General features: G+C 66.7%; 21 protein-coding genes. 16 read left to right on the top strand and 5 right to left on the bottom strand.

Annotation, left to right across the window (positions count from 1 at the left end):
• Positions 1–231: 231 nt before the first annotated feature.
• Positions 232–705 carry a pyridoxamine 5'-phosphate oxidase family protein gene (locus ACLJOO_RS26105; RefSeq protein WP_410790026.1) on the bottom strand — a complete coding sequence of 158 codons (474 nt, stop codon included), beginning with the start codon at positions 703–705 and terminating at the stop codon, positions 232–234.
• Between the two features lie 165 nt (positions 706–870).
• On the bottom strand, positions 871–1764 hold the full coding sequence (locus ACLJOO_RS26100) for an arginase family protein (protein ID WP_410790025.1): 894 nt from the start codon (positions 1762–1764) through the stop codon (positions 871–873).
• Between the two features lie 189 nt (positions 1765–1953).
• Here ACLJOO_RS26100 and ACLJOO_RS26095 point away from each other — a divergent pair, with 189 nt between their 5' ends.
• Entirely contained in the window at positions 1954–2163 is a 210-nt protein-coding gene (locus ACLJOO_RS26095; RefSeq protein ID WP_410790024.1) for a hypothetical protein, read from the top strand.
• 272 nt (positions 2164–2435) lie between these two features.
• On the top strand, positions 2436–3185 hold the full coding sequence (locus ACLJOO_RS26090) for an SDR family oxidoreductase (protein WP_410790023.1): 750 nt from the start codon (positions 2436–2438) through the stop codon (positions 3183–3185).
• A gap of 242 nt (positions 3186–3427) precedes the next feature.
• On the opposite strand, the gene ACLJOO_RS26085 is transcribed toward ACLJOO_RS26090, so the two are convergent.
• Positions 3428–3955 (bottom strand): ferritin, encoded by a 528-nt coding sequence (locus tag ACLJOO_RS26085; protein ID WP_410790022.1) that lies wholly within the window; start codon positions 3953–3955, stop codon positions 3428–3430.
• 303 nt (positions 3956–4258) lie between these two features.
• Positions 4259–4447 (bottom strand): hypothetical protein, encoded by a 189-nt coding sequence (locus tag ACLJOO_RS26080; protein WP_410790021.1) that lies wholly within the window; start codon positions 4445–4447, stop codon positions 4259–4261.
• Between the two features lie 502 nt (positions 4448–4949).
• Here ACLJOO_RS26080 and ACLJOO_RS26075 point away from each other — a divergent pair.
• The 8 genes from ACLJOO_RS26075 to ACLJOO_RS26040 all read left to right on the top strand — a co-directional run bounded on the left by ACLJOO_RS26075 (position 4950) and on the right by ACLJOO_RS26040 (position 10095).
• On the top strand, positions 4950–5588 hold the full coding sequence (locus ACLJOO_RS26075; protein ID WP_410790020.1) for a hypothetical protein: 639 nt from the start codon (positions 4950–4952) through the stop codon (positions 5586–5588).
• A 349-nt stretch (positions 5589–5937) separates the two neighbouring features.
• On the top strand, positions 5938–6924 hold the full coding sequence (locus tag ACLJOO_RS26070) for a zinc-binding dehydrogenase (protein WP_410790019.1): 987 nt from the start codon (positions 5938–5940) through the stop codon (positions 6922–6924).
• Positions 6925–6938: 14 nt separating this feature from the next.
• The gene (locus tag ACLJOO_RS26065) at positions 6939–7286 is read left to right on the top strand and encodes an EthD family reductase (protein ID WP_410790018.1); all 348 of its coding nucleotides are present in this window, start codon (positions 6939–6941) and stop codon (positions 7284–7286) included.
• Between the two features lie 24 nt (positions 7287–7310).
• Positions 7311–8300 carry an RNA polymerase subunit sigma-70 gene (locus ACLJOO_RS26060; protein ID WP_410790017.1) on the top strand — a complete coding sequence of 330 codons (990 nt, stop codon included), beginning with the start codon at positions 7311–7313 and terminating at the stop codon, positions 8298–8300.
• A gap of 247 nt (positions 8301–8547) precedes the next feature.
• On the top strand, positions 8548–8688 hold the full coding sequence (locus tag ACLJOO_RS26055; protein ID WP_410790016.1) for a hypothetical protein: 141 nt from the start codon (positions 8548–8550) through the stop codon (positions 8686–8688).
• Positions 8670–8951 carry a hypothetical protein gene (locus ACLJOO_RS26050; RefSeq protein ID WP_410790015.1) on the top strand — a complete coding sequence of 94 codons (282 nt, stop codon included), beginning with the start codon at positions 8670–8672 and terminating at the stop codon, positions 8949–8951. The genes ACLJOO_RS26055 and ACLJOO_RS26050 overlap by 19 nt, the downstream gene beginning before the upstream one ends.
• Positions 8948–9370 (top strand): YkvA family protein, encoded by a 423-nt coding sequence (locus ACLJOO_RS26045; protein ID WP_410790014.1) that lies wholly within the window; start codon positions 8948–8950, stop codon positions 9368–9370. Before ACLJOO_RS26050 ends, ACLJOO_RS26045 begins: the two co-directional genes overlap by 4 nt.
• Positions 9367–10095: a sulfite exporter TauE/SafE family protein gene (locus ACLJOO_RS26040; protein ID WP_410790013.1), complete on the top strand. Its 729-nt coding sequence runs from the start codon at positions 9367–9369 to the stop codon at positions 10093–10095. Before ACLJOO_RS26045 ends, ACLJOO_RS26040 begins: the two co-directional genes overlap by 4 nt.
• 109 nt (positions 10096–10204) lie before the next feature.
• Here ACLJOO_RS26040 and ACLJOO_RS26035 read toward each other — a convergent pair whose 3' ends face one another.
• Positions 10205–10990 (bottom strand): alpha/beta fold hydrolase, encoded by a 786-nt coding sequence (locus ACLJOO_RS26035; RefSeq protein ID WP_410790012.1) that lies wholly within the window; start codon positions 10988–10990, stop codon positions 10205–10207.
• A 269-nt stretch (positions 10991–11259) separates the two neighbouring features.
• On the opposite strand from ACLJOO_RS26035, the gene ACLJOO_RS26030 reads away from it, so the two are divergent.
• From ACLJOO_RS26030 to ACLJOO_RS26005, 6 genes are all read left to right on the top strand, one after another.
• On the top strand, positions 11260–11745 hold the full coding sequence (locus tag ACLJOO_RS26030) for a GNAT family N-acetyltransferase (RefSeq protein ID WP_410790011.1): 486 nt from the start codon (positions 11260–11262) through the stop codon (positions 11743–11745).
• Between the two features lie 277 nt (positions 11746–12022).
• Entirely contained in the window at positions 12023–12520 is a 498-nt protein-coding gene (locus tag ACLJOO_RS26025) for a Dps family protein (RefSeq protein WP_410790010.1), read from the top strand.
• Complete coding sequence (locus ACLJOO_RS26020; protein WP_410790009.1) at positions 12520–13116, top strand: sulfite oxidase-like oxidoreductase; 597 nt, start codon at positions 12520–12522, stop codon at positions 13114–13116. Before ACLJOO_RS26025 ends, ACLJOO_RS26020 begins: the two co-directional genes overlap by 1 nt.
• Positions 13086–13835: a ferredoxin reductase gene (locus ACLJOO_RS26015; protein ID WP_410790008.1), complete on the top strand. Its 750-nt coding sequence runs from the start codon at positions 13086–13088 to the stop codon at positions 13833–13835. The genes ACLJOO_RS26020 and ACLJOO_RS26015 overlap by 31 nt, the downstream gene beginning before the upstream one ends.
• A 5-nt stretch (positions 13836–13840) precedes the next feature.
• Positions 13841–14119: a DUF6510 family protein gene (locus tag ACLJOO_RS26010; RefSeq protein ID WP_410790007.1), complete on the top strand. Its 279-nt coding sequence runs from the start codon at positions 13841–13843 to the stop codon at positions 14117–14119.
• Entirely contained in the window at positions 14119–14502 is a 384-nt protein-coding gene (locus ACLJOO_RS26005) for a nuclear transport factor 2 family protein (RefSeq protein WP_410790006.1), read from the top strand. Before ACLJOO_RS26010 ends, ACLJOO_RS26005 begins: the two co-directional genes overlap by 1 nt.
• Positions 14503–14505: the final 3 nt, after the last annotated feature.

Here is a 14505-nt window from a genome sequence, read left to right as displayed (position 1 = left end):
CTACTGCCTGGTCCGCGAACTCACCGGCGCATCACCGACCGAAACCCGGGAGTTCCTCGCCACCGGCATGCTGCGGACGGTGATGTCAGCATTGCGGATCACCGGTCCGGACGCGACAAGTTCTGCCGTGAGCCGACGAGCTCAACTGCACCTTCCCGAACGCCCCCGCAAGAGGGTTGAACTGATCCGTGCCGGTCCGGCGATTCGTGTGGGCTGGTGCGCTGGCGGGCTTCAGCCGAGGTCTACCGTCATCCGTCGGTCAGTCCCCGTGCCGTACTCCGGGTGCCGGCCGGGGATGTGGATGGAGTGCTCGCTGATCCGCGCACGATACAGCCGCCGCACCTCTGGATCCCGCAGTTCCGCCGCGGCGAACTGCCTGAGTCCCGGGAACCGTGTCCAGATCACGGTGTCGAGACATCCCTCCAACTCGTCGTCCGGGACCACCTCTGCCCGGGCGATCAAGTAGACCGCCTGCCCACTGCCGATCTCCGCGGCCGAGTCGAATATCACCATGCTGACCTCGGGTCGCTCGGCAATGTTCCGCGAGTGGTGTGACTCGAGCGACGATACCCAGTAGACGACCGAGTAGCCGTCCGGCGCGAAGTACACCGGTGACACCCGGGGGCGACCGTCCGGGTCTACGGTCCCGAGAACCATGTATCGATTGCTGTCGATCAAGTGCTTGGCCAGCGCGTCGGGTCTCATGGTGGAAAGCTAGCTGATGGTCAGTGGGTGACGCAGGGGTTGCCGGTGGGGTGGGCGGGGGTGCCTTGGATGCCGGCGTGGGTCTCGCCGAGGGTGATGTCGCCGAGGGCTGTGTGGAGTTGGACCGCGCGCCCCGGGCCGGTGGCCGCCGAGTCGACCTCGGTCCTAGTTTGCGTCGCCGAGCACGTCGCCGAGCATCTCGATCAGCTGGCCGAAGCTATTCCGCTCGTCGGGGGCGTGGTCCGGGTTGACCTCGGTCAATGTCAGAGTGCTCCAGTTTGGCAGCCCGTGAAGGTCACGGACCAAGCGGGCGAGCTGCGGCAACTCTAATCCGGGCGAGTCACGGATCTCGTGGGCTATCGGAAACTTCGTGTAGTCGAGGACGTCGATGTCGACGTGCACCAGGATCCGGTCGTATGACTCCGCCCAGGCGCGGGTCCGTTCCGCGACGGCGCCGGGATCGTTGACGACGTCGGCCAGCGGCTCCACCTGAAGCCGGAGGCGGTCGATCACGGACCGCTCGAACGTCGTGATGTTCTGGACGGCGAACAGCCGCACCGCCTCGACACCGAGCATCGGCCGACGCCCGCCCAGCGATGTCAGCGTCTCGTCTGCTCCGGCGACATCCAGCAGGTGGGCGACGCCCATCCAGTCGAGCGCACCCTCGCCGGTCCCTGGGACGTTGAGATCGGCGTCGAGGTCGACATACGCCAGGCCGACGCGTGCGCCGTCTCGGATCGCGCCGGCGACCGTGCCGAGCTCGATGGTGCAATCGCCACCTAGAACGAGGATGTCGTGGCCGTCGGCGAACGCAGCGGCGACCGTGTCGGCGAGCTCTCTCGCCACGGCGGCGACGGTGTTGACGTTGCGTGCTTCCGGACTGCGCTGGTCGGTCCGCCACTCGGCCCGACGTCCGTCGCCTCGGTCGACCACATCGAGGCCGCGGGCTCGCAGCGCGTCGAGGAGACCATGCGCGCGAAACGCCGAGGGTGCGCGCTCCTGGCCGGGGCCGAAGGCACCGGCGCTCGTCGGCGCGCCGATCACCGATAGCGCCACCATGCGCCTCCTCCTCGGTTGGATGCCCGTCGACAGCGTACGCCGGCGCACCGACAACGTGCCGGTGTCGGCGCCTCCCCGGACCGTCCATACCCGGAGCCACTGCTTACCGCGCGCAATTGCCGCGATCCGCGCTGTCATGCCGACGAGAGGTGGTTGGCCGACCGACCTCAGGGTGGGCAGAGTTAGCGCGTGCCCAACCTTGACTTCTACGCCGTCGACGAGGACCACACGGCGGTGCTCGATGCCGTGTTCAGGCTCGACTTCCGAGTATTCGAGATGTACTCCGACGAAGGTACGGAACTGAGGGAGTTCGAGGCGGACGCCATCGCTCGCCTCCGCCTCGCTTACGAGTACGGCAGCATGCTCCGAGCCGAGCCTCTTCCAGACATCGCTAAGTGACGCCTCAGAACGACCTGACATCAGCGGAAAGTACCCATGCCGATCACCTGCCGGCCCGGCTCGATAGCCTCCGCGCATGTCCCGATATGTGCTCGTACTCGGCAGCAACGCTGACCTGTTCGGCGACGTGCGACGGGCCTTCTTGGCTGACAGTCGGTTCATCGCCGCCGGCGACACCATTCGCTGTGACGGCGCAGCCGCACCACTGACGAACTGCCGGACGGCTGGGAGCACGACGCCGGCGACACATTCGTTTCAGCGGAGGTGAAGTGATGCTCGGCTTCTCGTTGGCCGGACGGACCGCGTTGGTGACCGGTTCGGCGCGCGGCTTGGGCCTCGAGATGGCCCGGGGTCTCGCGGCCGCCGGCGCTCGGGTGATCCTGAACGGACGCGACCAGGCGGCACTGGACGAAGCGGCGGCACGGTTGCGGGACGACGGACTCGAGATCACCTGCGCGGCGTTCGATGTGACGGATCGGGAGGCCGCCCGAGAGATGGTTGGTGGCCTGGACCTCGACATCCTGGTGAACAACGTCGGACATCGGGATCGGCGCGGCTTCGACGTACTCGAGCCTGCTGACCTGATGCGCCTGCTCGATGTCCATATCGCGGCGGCGTACTCGCTGAGCAGGGACGTCGCGCAGCGGCTGATTGCGGCTGGCAAGCCGGGCCGGATCATCAACGTGTCCTCGGTGATGGGCCAGCTGGGCCGAACGGGTGATGTCGGGTATTCGATCGCGAAGGCAGGTCTCGACGGAATGACGAGGGCCCTGGCGGCGGACCTCGGGCGGTATGCGATCACGGTCAACTCGGTTGCTCCAGGCACCTTCGCCACCGAAGTGAACTCGCACCTCGCGACGGACCCGGAGTGGTCGCAGTGGCTGCGGACCCGCACTGCGCTCGGTCGCTGGGGACGTCCTGAAGAGATCGCGGGAGTCGTGGTCTTCCTCGCGGGGGAGACGGCATCCTTCGTCACCGGCCAAACCATCGCGGTGGACGGCGGCATGACAGCGACCTTCTGAACTACGTGCGTGCCTGGGTTTCGGGTGTGAGCTCGGTGGGAAGCGGCTCGACGAAGCCAGTGTGCACAACTCGTGGTGGCCGGACTGGTGCCAGCGGGCGTGCTCTAGCTGGCTTGTTGCGTCCAGAGCCGAAGTGGGCCGCGGGAAAGACCGAGCTCCAGGCGTCCCGGTGGCCATGCTCAATCGGGCGGATGGCTCCTTCAAGGTTGCTAAAGGCAGGTTTCGGCTGGGTGCGGCAGGTTTCAGAGGTTGCCGCCTGCGGCCGGTGGGGCTGTGGGGTCGTCGCCGTTGACGCCGACGGACTCGCGGGCGAGGAAGTCCTCGAGGTGGAACAGGTCGTCGCCGGCGCGCCTGGCGACATTCACCAGCGTTCTCATCTCGGCGACTTCCTCGACCTGCTCCTTGAGGAACCACTGCATGAACTGCTCACCCATGTAGTCGCTCTCGTCGCGCGCGGTCCTCGCGAGCGTCTCGATCTGCTGGGTGACGGTCATCTCCTGCGCGAGCGCGAACTCGAGCGGCTCCAGCGCGGTCTTGAAGTCCGACACGACCTCGCCGACGGACGGGATGTGCGGCCGGATGTCCTTGTCGAGCAGGTACTGGACCATCATCATCGCGTGGTTGCGCTCTTCCAGGGACTGCTTGTAGAAGTGCGCGGCCAACTGCGGTAGATCCTGGTCGTCGAACCAGACAGCGACTGCCACGTACTGCTGCGAGGCCGTGAATTCGTTACGGATCTGTTCCTGCAGAAGTTCCTCGTACGTAGTCATTCCATCAATGTAGTCCTGCGAAGCCACTGCCTGACCCGCCCAGGCGCTGCGGCGCTGTTTGGCTCAGCGGTGCCCTTCAGGCTCAGGGTGCGATGCGGGCGTGGAGGTGCTGGTCGTGCCAGCCGTCGGCGTGGAGGAGTGCGCTGCGTAGCGTCGCTTCGAAGGTGTAGCCGGTCTTCCGAGCCGCCGGATTGGTTGCCGATGGCCCAGATTGCCACTGCCGGATCGCCGGGTCATCGCTGGCGGCGACCAGCGCGCCGACGTGGCCGAGATCCCACGGCCGCAGCTCAAGACCGTGCTGGGTCAGGTGGTGGTACCGCGTGTGATGTCCGACGGGACGTCGACGCCGTTCTCCGCGGCGATGTGGAGGAGGCTGTCGAGTTCACCGGCGTACACGCGCTCGGCGTCGAGGTCGTCGGCGTCCCGCGCCGCCCGGACGGACTCCCGTGCGGCAGCGATCCTGCGGTTCAGTTCGGTGGCGAACTCGGTCATGGTCTCTCGCTTCACGACGTGCAGGTGTTTCATGATTGCACGCCGGAGGCTGGCAATTAGCTGCAGATTCGAGTCCATCGGTTCAAACGGTCGCTGGGATTGGTCATGATGGCGGTGGACCTCGGGGGTCTTGGCGAGAGAGGACATGCTCGTGGGTGAGGAGCAGCCTGGCGCGTGGGGAGCGCTGGGCGTGGCGTTCCTGGTGTTCCTGGCGCTGCTGGTCGCGTCAGCGGTGGCGATCGCGATCTTGGCGTAGAGCCTGCCGGCGACCGGGGTGAGGTGGGAAGGTCAGGGCCGTACCGGTGGTAGATGACACTGGCACGGCGCGGTCTGCCCGGCGTACCGGGGACGCGGGATGCACTCCGCCGGTTGATTTGCTCCAGCCGAGGGCTGCACTATGGAACTGACCTCTGCGGGGGAGGTCGAACGCATCGGCGGTGAGTGTGCGATGGCCGTGATCGAGAGTCTTGCCGGACCCAGATCGCCCTACCGCAACGCTTGGATGGCAGGCGTTACTGGGCTCGCCGTCGTCGGTGTGGTCAGCTCACTCGTATTCATCAGTTTGACGATCAACCTGACCGTGCTCGCGATCGCCGCGAGTATGTACGGCTCGATCCAGGTTCACATCGGCTTGGTGCAGGGGCTGAAGCCTTTGGCGCTCATCGGTTCTGTTCTGGACGGGGCGCTCCGCGTCGGGCTCTTGGTGCTGGCTGCCTGCGGGTACGTCGCAACTGTCGGCGGTTCAACATTCCTGCTCCTCTTGGTCATCATCGGTACCTCGCCACCTGCGGTGCACTACCTGTCGGACTCGACACCGGATCGCGGCGAAGCCCCTGGTGCGCGTGCGACTCGTGAGGGCGAGGAAGACGCCGTACCAGTGCCGAAACGGCGAAAGGATCCTGCCGACCTTTCCGTTGAGGAACTCTGCTTGGCCTGGCGCAGCAGCTTCACCGAGCTGTCGAAGTCCCGGACAGACAAGGATCGACTCGCGGTGGTGAGCGTGCGGGATGGTGTCCTCGGCGAGCTCGAACGGCGCGATCCGGCGGCCTTCGCCGAGTGGCTGGATTCCGGTCCACGGGCCGCCGGAAACCCGGCCCCCTACTTCACCCACCAGGCCGGCCACCACGGGCAATTGGACTGATCCTGACAGACAGCCAGTCGTGGCAACGGAATCCTGCACAGCCTGGCCACCGCACCGGTCGCGGTGACTGTTCCAGTCGACGATGGGCAACGTCCGGACGCAGGCTCGCAAGGCCGTGTCGTTGCCTTCGATGTCAGCTTCATTACGGACTTCATCCAGGGCGAGCCTCCCTGCCGCCGGCCCGAGAACGAGCGCAGCGTCAGCCGCCCAGCGCCACCAGCGGATCGTGGTTCTGGCCGGTCCGACGGTGTGCACCCCCATGGATCGCCCGTCGCGATGCCGATTCCTTTGCGTGCTGGCCGGGATCTACCTGTCGTCATGTACGTCGAGCACGAAAGGCTGATCGCCGATGGGCACTCCCGCGACCATGCGCGCCTTGCAGCAGACCTCCCTGAACGGACCGCAGGACATGCAGCTGATCACCGATGTGCCGGTGCCAAGCCCCAGGCAAGGTGAGGTCCTGATCCGCGTGACCGCGGCCGGCGTCAACTTCGCCGATATCTCGAAGGCCCACGGCACCTTCCTGAGCGGCCCGCAGCCGCCGTACCTGGCCGGTTTTGAGGCCGCTGGCGTCATCGTCGCGATGGGAGACGCAGTGAGCGGTCTGCAACCGGGTGATCGTGTCATCGGGGTCGGAAGCGGCGCGTTCGCGGAATACATGGTGTTACCCGCCGGCGCTGCGGTGCCGCTGCCCGAAGGTTGGACGGAGCAGCAGACGCTGGGACTGCTCGTGAGCTGGCCGACCGCGCTGGCCGCGCTCCGGCCTCTCGGTGCCATCGCTCCCGGGCAGACGGTGCTGATCCATGCGGCGGCGGGCGGGACCGGTCAGGCCGCGGTGAGGTTGGCCAAGCACTACGGAGCGACTGTCATCGGCACGGCCTCGCCGAGCAAGCACGAGACGGTGCTCGCACTCGGCGCTGACCACGTGCTCGACTCTCGCGCCGGCGACTTGGCGGCCGAGGTGCTGCGGCTGACCGACGGCGTCGATCTTGTGCTGGAGTCGGCCGGCGGCGCCACCTTCGAGGCGAGCCTGGCCGCTGCCAAGCGGATCACTGGCCGCGTCGTCGTGTACGGCGTCGCGGGTGGCGGCGCATCGATGACCAACTGGGACCTCGTGTACAAGCACCAGATCCACGTCATCGGGCTGAATATCGGCGTACTGATTCAGGCCGCGCCGCAGATCTTCGGCGAGGTGATGGGCGAGTTGTTCGAACTCATTGCTACCGGTGTGCTTACACCCGGTCGGCCAACCACCTACGACTTGGCCGACGGTCCCAAGGCGCTCGCCGAGCTCGAGGCCAGGGCCACCGCCGGCAAATTGGCCCTGCTCCCGTGACGCCGCAGATACCGATGACAAGAGCAGCCGACCATGGTCTAGTCGCCAAGCAGATGGCGCGATTCGTCGTGCTGTACGACGCCCCGTCCGATGTGGCCGCGTTCGAACGTCACTACAACGACGTGCATGTCCCGTTGGCGAAGCAGTACCCGGGATTGCGTCGCTACACCCGCACTCACGACCCGGCTGCCGCGATCGGCGAGCCCTGCTACATGGTCGTCATGCTGGACTGGGACGACATGGCTGCGCTCGAAGCCGCGCTCGGATCCGAGATCGGCCGGCGCACCGCTGAGGATGCTCTGACGAACCTGCGCCGCTACACGACCTTCCGCGCCCTGATCCTGCAACTCGACGAGGTCTGATGTGCGGATGACTAGGCTCATGGCGTGACGTCCCACCTGCGGGGAGCGCTGAGTCAAGACCAGTTCACCACCGAGACCGAGCGGTTCCGGCGGGAGTTGCTGGCGCATTGCTACCGGATGGTCGGCTCTGCGCACGACGCGGAGGACTTGGTGCAGGAGACCTATCTGCGGGCGTGGCGGTCGTACGCCGGATTCGAGGGCCGTTCATCGATTCGGTCCTGGCTGTACACGATCGCCACCAACGTCTGCCTGAGGGCGTTGGAGCGACGCCGGATCCGAGTGTTGCCCTCTGGGCTGACAGGCCCGTACGAGGGTCCAGATCGCCCACCGAGTCCAGCGAGTGACGTGTCGTGGCTGGAACCGTTGCCTGACGCATGGATCGCTCCGTCGGCCGACGATCCGGCCGCGGTGGTGGTCGAACGCGAGTCACTGCGGCTGGCACTCATCGCCAGCCTGCAGAACCTGCCCTCTCGTCAGCGCGCGATCCTGATCCTGCGCGACGTACTGGCGTTCTCCGCGGCCGAGACCGCCGAGATCCTCGGCACGACGACGGTGGCGGTGAAGAGCGGTCTGCAGCGCGCCCGAGCCCGGATCGAAGAACTGGAGCCGGAGCCCGCGGAGCTGCTCGAGCCAACTGACCCGCGGGCACGCGCGCTGCTGGACGGCTACATCGCGGCCTTTGAGCGCTCGGACGCGAGCCTGCTGGAACAGGTGCTACGCGCGGACGCCACGCTCGAGGCGACGCCGTTCCGCGACTGGCAGTCGGGCAGGACGATGTGCATCCACGTGCTCGACGCCTACGTGCTGGGTACGCCGGGCGACTGGCGGATGCTCGCCACCACCGCCAACGGCGAGCCCGCCGCCGTCGTGTACCACCGGGACGCCGACGGCACGCTCCGGGGAGACGGCGTGGTCGTGCTGGCCACTACTGCCACCGGCGTCGCTCGCGTGGTCAAGTTCCACGATCCCGCCCTGTTAGCGGTGTTCGCCTTTCCTGACGTATTCGAGCATTGAGTGCCACCGGGCAGTCCATCCGGGGCGGGCGACACCATCAGACGGTGCTGGGGCTGTTGCATTGCGGTGTTGTGAGCAACACTCATGGGAGGAGTGACCAGTCGCTCCTGCGGGCTCGATCCCCATAGCCCGTTGCAGTCCCCTCCCGCGGCTGGCCGCTTTGGTCGCGATCGCCGCTTCGTGCCGAGCGGCAGGCGGCTCCGTTCAGACGATGGCGAGACAGCCTGTCGGGTACCGAGGTGTAGCCATGAATGAGACCGCCGTTGTCGAGGCAGTACGGCTCGGGTCAGGGCAGTTCCTGGTCATCGTCCACGAGACCGAGGGACCAGACGTCGGCCGGCAGTTGACGGTGCAGGTCCGGCTGGGTCGATGGTCGCTCCAGTCGTGATGTTGCGTTCGCTCGGGGCGCTGTACCTGCAGCAGTCGGCGTGCTTGCTGCCGGCTCGGGACGACGTTGTGCAGGCCGCCGCCGAGCTCGCCGAGTTCGAGGAAGCCCCGCTGCGCGCCGACGAATTGCCTGTGCAGGACTCGCCCGGCCAAGAGCCGTCGAGCGGGGCGTCGTCCGGGCGGGCGTCGCCGGTGCCGGATGTCGTCGTTGACGTCGGTCAGGCTGGTGCACGGCAGGCCCCGCGCGCCGTGGGGCAATCGTGACGGGTTCGCTGTGGGGCGACGTCCTGATCGGGGTCGTGTCTGCGCTCATCCTGGTCTGGCTCGCGCTGGTCGTCGTACTGATCGTCGCTCGTCCGCGGGGCGGGTTGTTGCGCGAGGCCCTCCGGGTGCTGCCCGACGTACTGCGTCTGCTGCGCCGGCTCGCGGCCGACAAGACCTTGCCACGCGGCGTCAGGGTCAGACTCGGACTGCTCATGGTCTATCTTGCGATCCCGATCGATCTGATCCCGGACTTCATCCCGGTCCTCGGGTACGCCGACGACGCCATCATCGTCACCGTCGTACTGCGTGGCGTCGTCCGGCATGCAGGCATCGAAGCGGTCCGCGCGCACTGGCCCGGCACCGACGACGGGTTCGCCGCCGTCGTCAGGCTCACCGGTCTGCGCGATTCCGCGCGATGACAGGGCTGTTGCTGACGTTGCTGGTTGCTTCGGCGGCCGCGTTCGGCCTCGCGCTGCTGTCTGCGGTTGCCGGGTTCGGCGGCGGAGTTTTGCTGCTGCCGGTGTTCACCATCCTGTTCGGACTGCGGGCCGCCGTACCGATGCTCACCCTGACACAGCTGTCCAGCAACGGTTCGCGCGTCTGGCTCAACCGGCACGAGCTGCGTGGATCGATCATCGCCTGGTTCGCTGTCGGTGCCGTGCCGTGTGCCGTGATCGGTGGACTGTTGCTTGCGCATGCGCCGCTCGCTCCGTTGAAGCGGCTGCTTGGCGTGTTCTTGATCGGGGTGGTCCTCTGGCGCCATCTCCGACGACGACCACGGGTTCCCTCGGAGCACGCGTTCGCCGCTGTCGGTGCCGCGTCCGGCCTCGGTTCCGCGCTGCTGGGTTCGGTCGGACCGCTCACCGCGCCGTTCTTTCTCGCTGCAGGACTGACCCGCGCTGCTTACATCGGCACGGAGGCCGCGAGTGCGCTCACCATGCACATCACCAAGATCGCGACGTACGGCGCCGGAAGCCTGCTCACTACACGCGTGCTGCTGTACGGCGTCGTACTCACCCCGGCCACCCTGCTCGGCGCCTGGACCGGCAAGAAGATCGTCGGCCGCATCAGCGACCGGATCTTCGTCCTCCTCATCGAGATTGGTCTCCTCGCGGCAGGTGCACTGTTCCTGATTGGTCTGTGAACGCCTCAACTGATGTGGGCGGTAGCACCGGTGGAGTTCGCGAGCTGTGGTTCGACGAGTCTGCGACGGTCGGCGTCTCGCTACTCACGGTTGTGTGTTGACGCGGTCATCAGTCAGTCGCCTGCGACAGGGCGGTGGCGATGACTGCGGCGGTCTGTTGCGGCGCCTCGTCGGGGAGGAGGAACACCGCACCGGGTACCGTCACCAGGGTCACGTTGGCAGCGGCCTGGAGGGTGGCGCGCTCGGCGTCGGTGAGGCCACCATCCCCTTTCTCGGCGTGAACCACCCATACCGCGTTGCCCGACGCGGCCAGCAGGGCGGCGTAGTTCCGGTCTGCGGCGATGTAGTCGAGGTACACGCTGCTCACTCGGACCGAGTCGCGGGCGCTGTTCTGCTTGAGGTCCTCGATCAGCTCCCGCTTGTGTGCCTCAGGTGTCTTGGCAGACTTGGCCATCAGGGGCAGGAGCCGCAGCAGGACGGCCATCGGCCAGCTGCCCACCTTCTCCGACGCCCGTACCGCGGCGCGGAAGAACCCGGCCTCGTCCTCAGTCGTCAGGCTGATGCCAAGGAGTACGGCCGGACCCTGGAAGTGACCGGACAGGAGCATCTCCAAGGCAACCGTGGCACCGTGGGAGAAGCCGACGACCACGTCGCACCCGTGCTCCTTGGCCAGCTCGCCGGCCCGACGGGCCAGGGCAGGCACGGAGACGTCATCGGACAGCGGCGCACCCGCCATGCCCGGCAGCGTCGTAGCCACCAAGCGGACACCGGACAGCGCCTGCTCAGCCATCACCAAGTTGAACGAGCGAGCCGCGTTGGCTCCGCCCGGCAGCAGCAGGACCGACCGGTCGGCATCCTCCGGTCCCGCGGTCAGAACCTCCCAGGCTTCCCTCATGGCTACCTCCGCAACGACTCCTCCTGATTCACGGTAGGACGCGGGGATCCCTCGTGAAACCTCCGACGTCCTTACGAACCTGTGACGCACCCGTCAACACGCTTCCCGGCACCTGTCGGCCCGGGAGATGGCGGCAGGACCCCGCGGTATTCCACGCACGGCCCGCTGGCCGTCGCCGAGGGTCCGCCATGGTTAAGCGTGATCGTCAACGGGCCGGCGACGGTGCTGATGTCTCCCCTGTCAGCCCATTCCCGTCGTAGTCTCCGCTCATGTCGATCCGGTACGCCCTCCCGCCCGATGCAGACGTCATGGCCGAGATCACCTGTGCCGCGTTCGCCGAGTTCGAGGACTTCGACGTGACCCTCGAGCAGTCCGCCGCCAACTGGCGCCGGAATCTACTCCGAGAGTCGGCCGAACGGCCTCGGCCACACCACACCAGGGTCGCCGAACTGCTGGACGGGACGGTCATCGGTCTGGTCATGGCCGGCCCTGCGGATCCTGAGCTCGGCCATGACGCCGAGATCTACGCCCTCGCGGTCCGTCCAGATCACCAGGGTCGTGGCGACGGCCGCGCCCTGCTGCGGGCAGCGGCGGCGGATCTGTCCGCCGATGGGTTCGGCTCGCTGGCGATCCGGGTCCTGGCCGTCAACGAACGTGCCCGCCGCTTCTACGTCTGCCTCGGCGGAGTCCTCGCGGGCGACGCCTCACCCGACGAGATCTTCTACTCCTGGCCCGATATCGCGGCGCTCCTCTGATCCGGTGACTCGACGGCGGGTTCCTCGGGAGTGCCGCCAGGCGACGAAGGTGTTGAACATGCGCGGCAGGTTCGAGAAGTTTCACGGGTCCCGGACCCGCACGCCTTCCGACGGGAGTTTGCACGCTCGGCCTTCCAATACGCCCGGCTGTGCTGGCCGTCGGTGTCGCCTGGTTGATCGAGCCCTTGCGGATCGCATTCGGTGCTGCCGGGACTGCGATTGGTTTGGGTGGGGAGGAAAGGTACGGCGGCGGGCGTGACACTGACGAGGTATGTCTATGGAAGCTGTTGCTAATTCGGTGCAGTTGCCGCCGTTGGGGAATCCGAACGAGCGGGCGGCGGTCGGTGCGGAATTGCAGGTGGTGCTGCAGGATCTGATCGATTTGTCGCTGGTCGGGAAGCAGTTGCACTGGAGTGTGGTCGGGGCGGCCGCCCATGGTGTGCACCTGTTCCTTGATGAGTTGGTGGGGGAGTGGCGCGAGCTGGCAGATGTTGTCGCTGAGCGTGCGGTGACGTTGGGTTTCGTACCCGATGGACAGAGCTCGGCGGTGGCGGCCGGGTCGCGGGTCGAACCTGTGGCGGTGCGGTCGCTGGCTGATCATGCGGTGGTCTGGGAGCTGGGCCGGAGGGTGGCGGCGGTGGCTGAGCTGATCCGGGCGCGACTCGAGTCGATCGGGGCCGCGGATCTGGTGACGCAAGACGTACTGGTCAGGGTGGTCGGGACGTTGGAGAAGCAGCAGTGGCTGTTGCGTGTGCAGCTTGGTGAGAAGGCCTGATGGCTGTCACCAGAGGGTTCGTCGGCCGGCGTACTGCGGATTCTTCGCGAGTACCGCCCGGGCAGTACGTCACGCGGGATTTCCCGGTGTTGTCGGCCGGGCCGACCCCGTACACGCCGTTGGACGCGTGGGACTTCACGATCCGTGGCGCCGTCGACAAGCCGGTCTCGTGGTCGTGGACCGAAGTCCAGGCGTTGCCCCACGAGAAGTTCACCGTCGACATCCACTGCGTGACGAAGTGGACCAAGCTGGACATGGCCTGGTCGGGCGTTTCTCTCGACACTTTCCTCGACGAGGTGCCGACCCAGGCAGGTTATGCACTGGCGTTCTCCGACGGCGGTTACACGACGAACATTCCGCTGGCGGACCTGCGCGGTGGGAAGGCATGGATCGTCGACGAGTACGACGGGCGGCCGCTTGATCCGGAGCATGGCGGTCCGGCGCGACTGCTGGTACCGCACCTGTACTTCTGGAAGAGCGCGAAGTGGATCCGTGGTCTGGACCTGCGGCCCACAGATCAACCCGGCTTCTGGGAGATGTTCGGCTATCACAACTATGGAGACCCGTGGAAAGAGCAGCGCTACTACGGCGACTGACGTGGCAGACCGGCACGGTGATCTCGACGGTCTTCGAGACTCCGCGGGTGAAGACCATCACGCTCGCCGTGCCTGATTGGCCCGGGCATCGTGCAGGTCAGCACGTGGATGTGCGGCTGACGGCGCCGGACGGGTATCAGACGGAACGGAGCTATTCGATCGCGTCGGCGCCGGCGGACGAGTACCTGTCGCTCACCGTCGAGCGACTCGACGACGCCGAGGTTTCGCCTTATCTGGTGGACGAGTTGCGAGCAGGCGACGAGCTCGAGTTCCGTGGTCCGGTCGGCGGGCACTTCGTCTGGGACGACGACTTCGGTGGTCCGTTGTTCCTGGTCGGCGGGGGATCCGGCATGGTGCCGCTGCGGGCGATGCTTCGGCATCACCGTGCGATCGGCAGCCGGGTGCCTGTCCGGGTCCTGTGCTCGGCGCGCTCGCTCGAGTTGCTGATCTATCGTGAAGAGCTGATGGAGATGGCGGCGTACGACCTCGTCGATGTCTCGATCACGTTGACTCGTGAGGCCCCGAGTGGCTGGCGTGGCCATCGCGGACGCATCGACCCGATGCTCTTGGGTATGGCCGGGTGGGCAGCCGATCACCTGCCGCTCACGTATATCTGCGGACCGACCGCGTTCGTCGAGACGGCAGCGGCCGGCTTGGTGGCCTTGGGGTACGACGCGGCGCGGATCCGGACCGAACGCTTCGGCGGGACAGGAGGGTGACGAGGATGGGACCTCTCGACGGCAATGCCATAGCGGGCGTGATGCATGACCTCTTCGCACGAGACATGACGACCATGGGTTACAAGTGCACGGGTTGTGGCCGTACCGGGGTCATGGCGGAGATGGTGGTGTACAGGTCAGGACCCGGCACGGTGGCGCGATGCAGGGACTGCGACACGATTCTGCTGCTGCTCACCGAACGCCATGGGATGTACTGCGTCGACCTGCCCGGAATGCCACAGACAGTGCAAGGCCGCACCACGTTCACCATGAGAGGCGCCTGATGACTATCCAGCACCCGCCCGACCCGACCGCCGCCGAGATGGCGAAGCGTTTGCCGCCGGCGATCACGAGGTACCTGCGCGAGGCCGATCCCCAGCACAAGGCGAACGCTCACGACCTGCTGGCCGCCTTCGCCGCCGACGCCACGGTGGTCGACGACGACGGCACTACCTACACCGGTCACGACGAGATCCACCGCTGGCGGGAGATGGAGACCAGCGAGTACACCTCTACGGTCGAGATCAGCCACGTCGAGAAGTTCGACGACTCCCGGTACGTCGTCACGCATCACCTGGAGGGTGACTTCCCCGGGGGTGTCGTCGACATCATCTACCGGTTCACCCTCGCCGACGGTCTGATCGCCAAGCTCGAGATCGCTCCCTGACTC

The organism is Kribbella sp. C-35 (assembly GCF_046549195.1).
Classification (GTDB): domain Bacteria; phylum Actinomycetota; class Actinomycetes; order Propionibacteriales; family Kribbellaceae; genus Kribbella.
The sequence above is the reverse complement of the archived record's forward strand: the minus strand, read 5'-3'. Positions and strand labels throughout refer to the sequence as shown.

What these genes read in the sequence shown, in the direction of transcription:
- ACLJOO_RS26105 (WP_410790026.1), bottom strand. Translation starts at nt 705, where the DNA reads ATGAGACCCGACGCGCTGGCCAAGCACTTGATCGACAGCAATCGATAC.
- ACLJOO_RS26100 (WP_410790025.1), bottom strand. Translation starts at nt 1,764, where the DNA reads ATGGTGGCGCTATCGGTGATCGGCGCGCCGACGAGCGCCGGTGCCTTC.
- ACLJOO_RS26090 (WP_410790023.1), top strand. Translation starts at nt 2,436, where the DNA reads ATGCTCGGCTTCTCGTTGGCCGGACGGACCGCGTTGGTGACCGGTTCG.
- ACLJOO_RS26085 (WP_410790022.1), bottom strand. Translation starts at nt 3,955, where the DNA reads ATGACTACGTACGAGGAACTTCTGCAGGAACAGATCCGTAACGAATTC.
- ACLJOO_RS26080 (WP_410790021.1), bottom strand. Translation starts at nt 4,447, where the DNA reads ATGACCGAGTTCGCCACCGAACTGAACCGCAGGATCGCTGCCGCACGG.
- ACLJOO_RS26075 (WP_410790020.1), top strand. Translation starts at nt 4,950, where the DNA reads ATGGCAGGCGTTACTGGGCTCGCCGTCGTCGGTGTGGTCAGCTCACTC.
- ACLJOO_RS26070 (WP_410790019.1), top strand. Translation starts at nt 5,938, where the DNA reads ATGGGCACTCCCGCGACCATGCGCGCCTTGCAGCAGACCTCCCTGAAC.
- ACLJOO_RS26065 (WP_410790018.1), top strand. Translation starts at nt 6,939, where the DNA reads ATGACAAGAGCAGCCGACCATGGTCTAGTCGCCAAGCAGATGGCGCGA.
- ACLJOO_RS26055 (WP_410790016.1), top strand. Translation starts at nt 8,548, where the DNA reads ATGAATGAGACCGCCGTTGTCGAGGCAGTACGGCTCGGGTCAGGGCAG.
- ACLJOO_RS26050 (WP_410790015.1), top strand. Translation starts at nt 8,670, where the DNA reads ATGGTCGCTCCAGTCGTGATGTTGCGTTCGCTCGGGGCGCTGTACCTG.
- ACLJOO_RS26040 (WP_410790013.1), top strand. Translation starts at nt 9,367, where the DNA reads ATGACAGGGCTGTTGCTGACGTTGCTGGTTGCTTCGGCGGCCGCGTTC.
- ACLJOO_RS26035 (WP_410790012.1), bottom strand. Translation starts at nt 10,990, where the DNA reads ATGAGGGAAGCCTGGGAGGTTCTGACCGCGGGACCGGAGGATGCCGAC.
- ACLJOO_RS26030 (WP_410790011.1), top strand. Translation starts at nt 11,260, where the DNA reads ATGTCGATCCGGTACGCCCTCCCGCCCGATGCAGACGTCATGGCCGAG.
- ACLJOO_RS26025 (WP_410790010.1), top strand. Translation starts at nt 12,023, where the DNA reads ATGGAAGCTGTTGCTAATTCGGTGCAGTTGCCGCCGTTGGGGAATCCG.
- ACLJOO_RS26020 (WP_410790009.1), top strand. Translation starts at nt 12,520, where the DNA reads ATGGCTGTCACCAGAGGGTTCGTCGGCCGGCGTACTGCGGATTCTTCG.
- ACLJOO_RS26010 (WP_410790007.1), top strand. Translation starts at nt 13,841, where the DNA reads ATGGGACCTCTCGACGGCAATGCCATAGCGGGCGTGATGCATGACCTC.
- ACLJOO_RS26005 (WP_410790006.1), top strand. Translation starts at nt 14,119, where the DNA reads ATGACTATCCAGCACCCGCCCGACCCGACCGCCGCCGAGATGGCGAAG.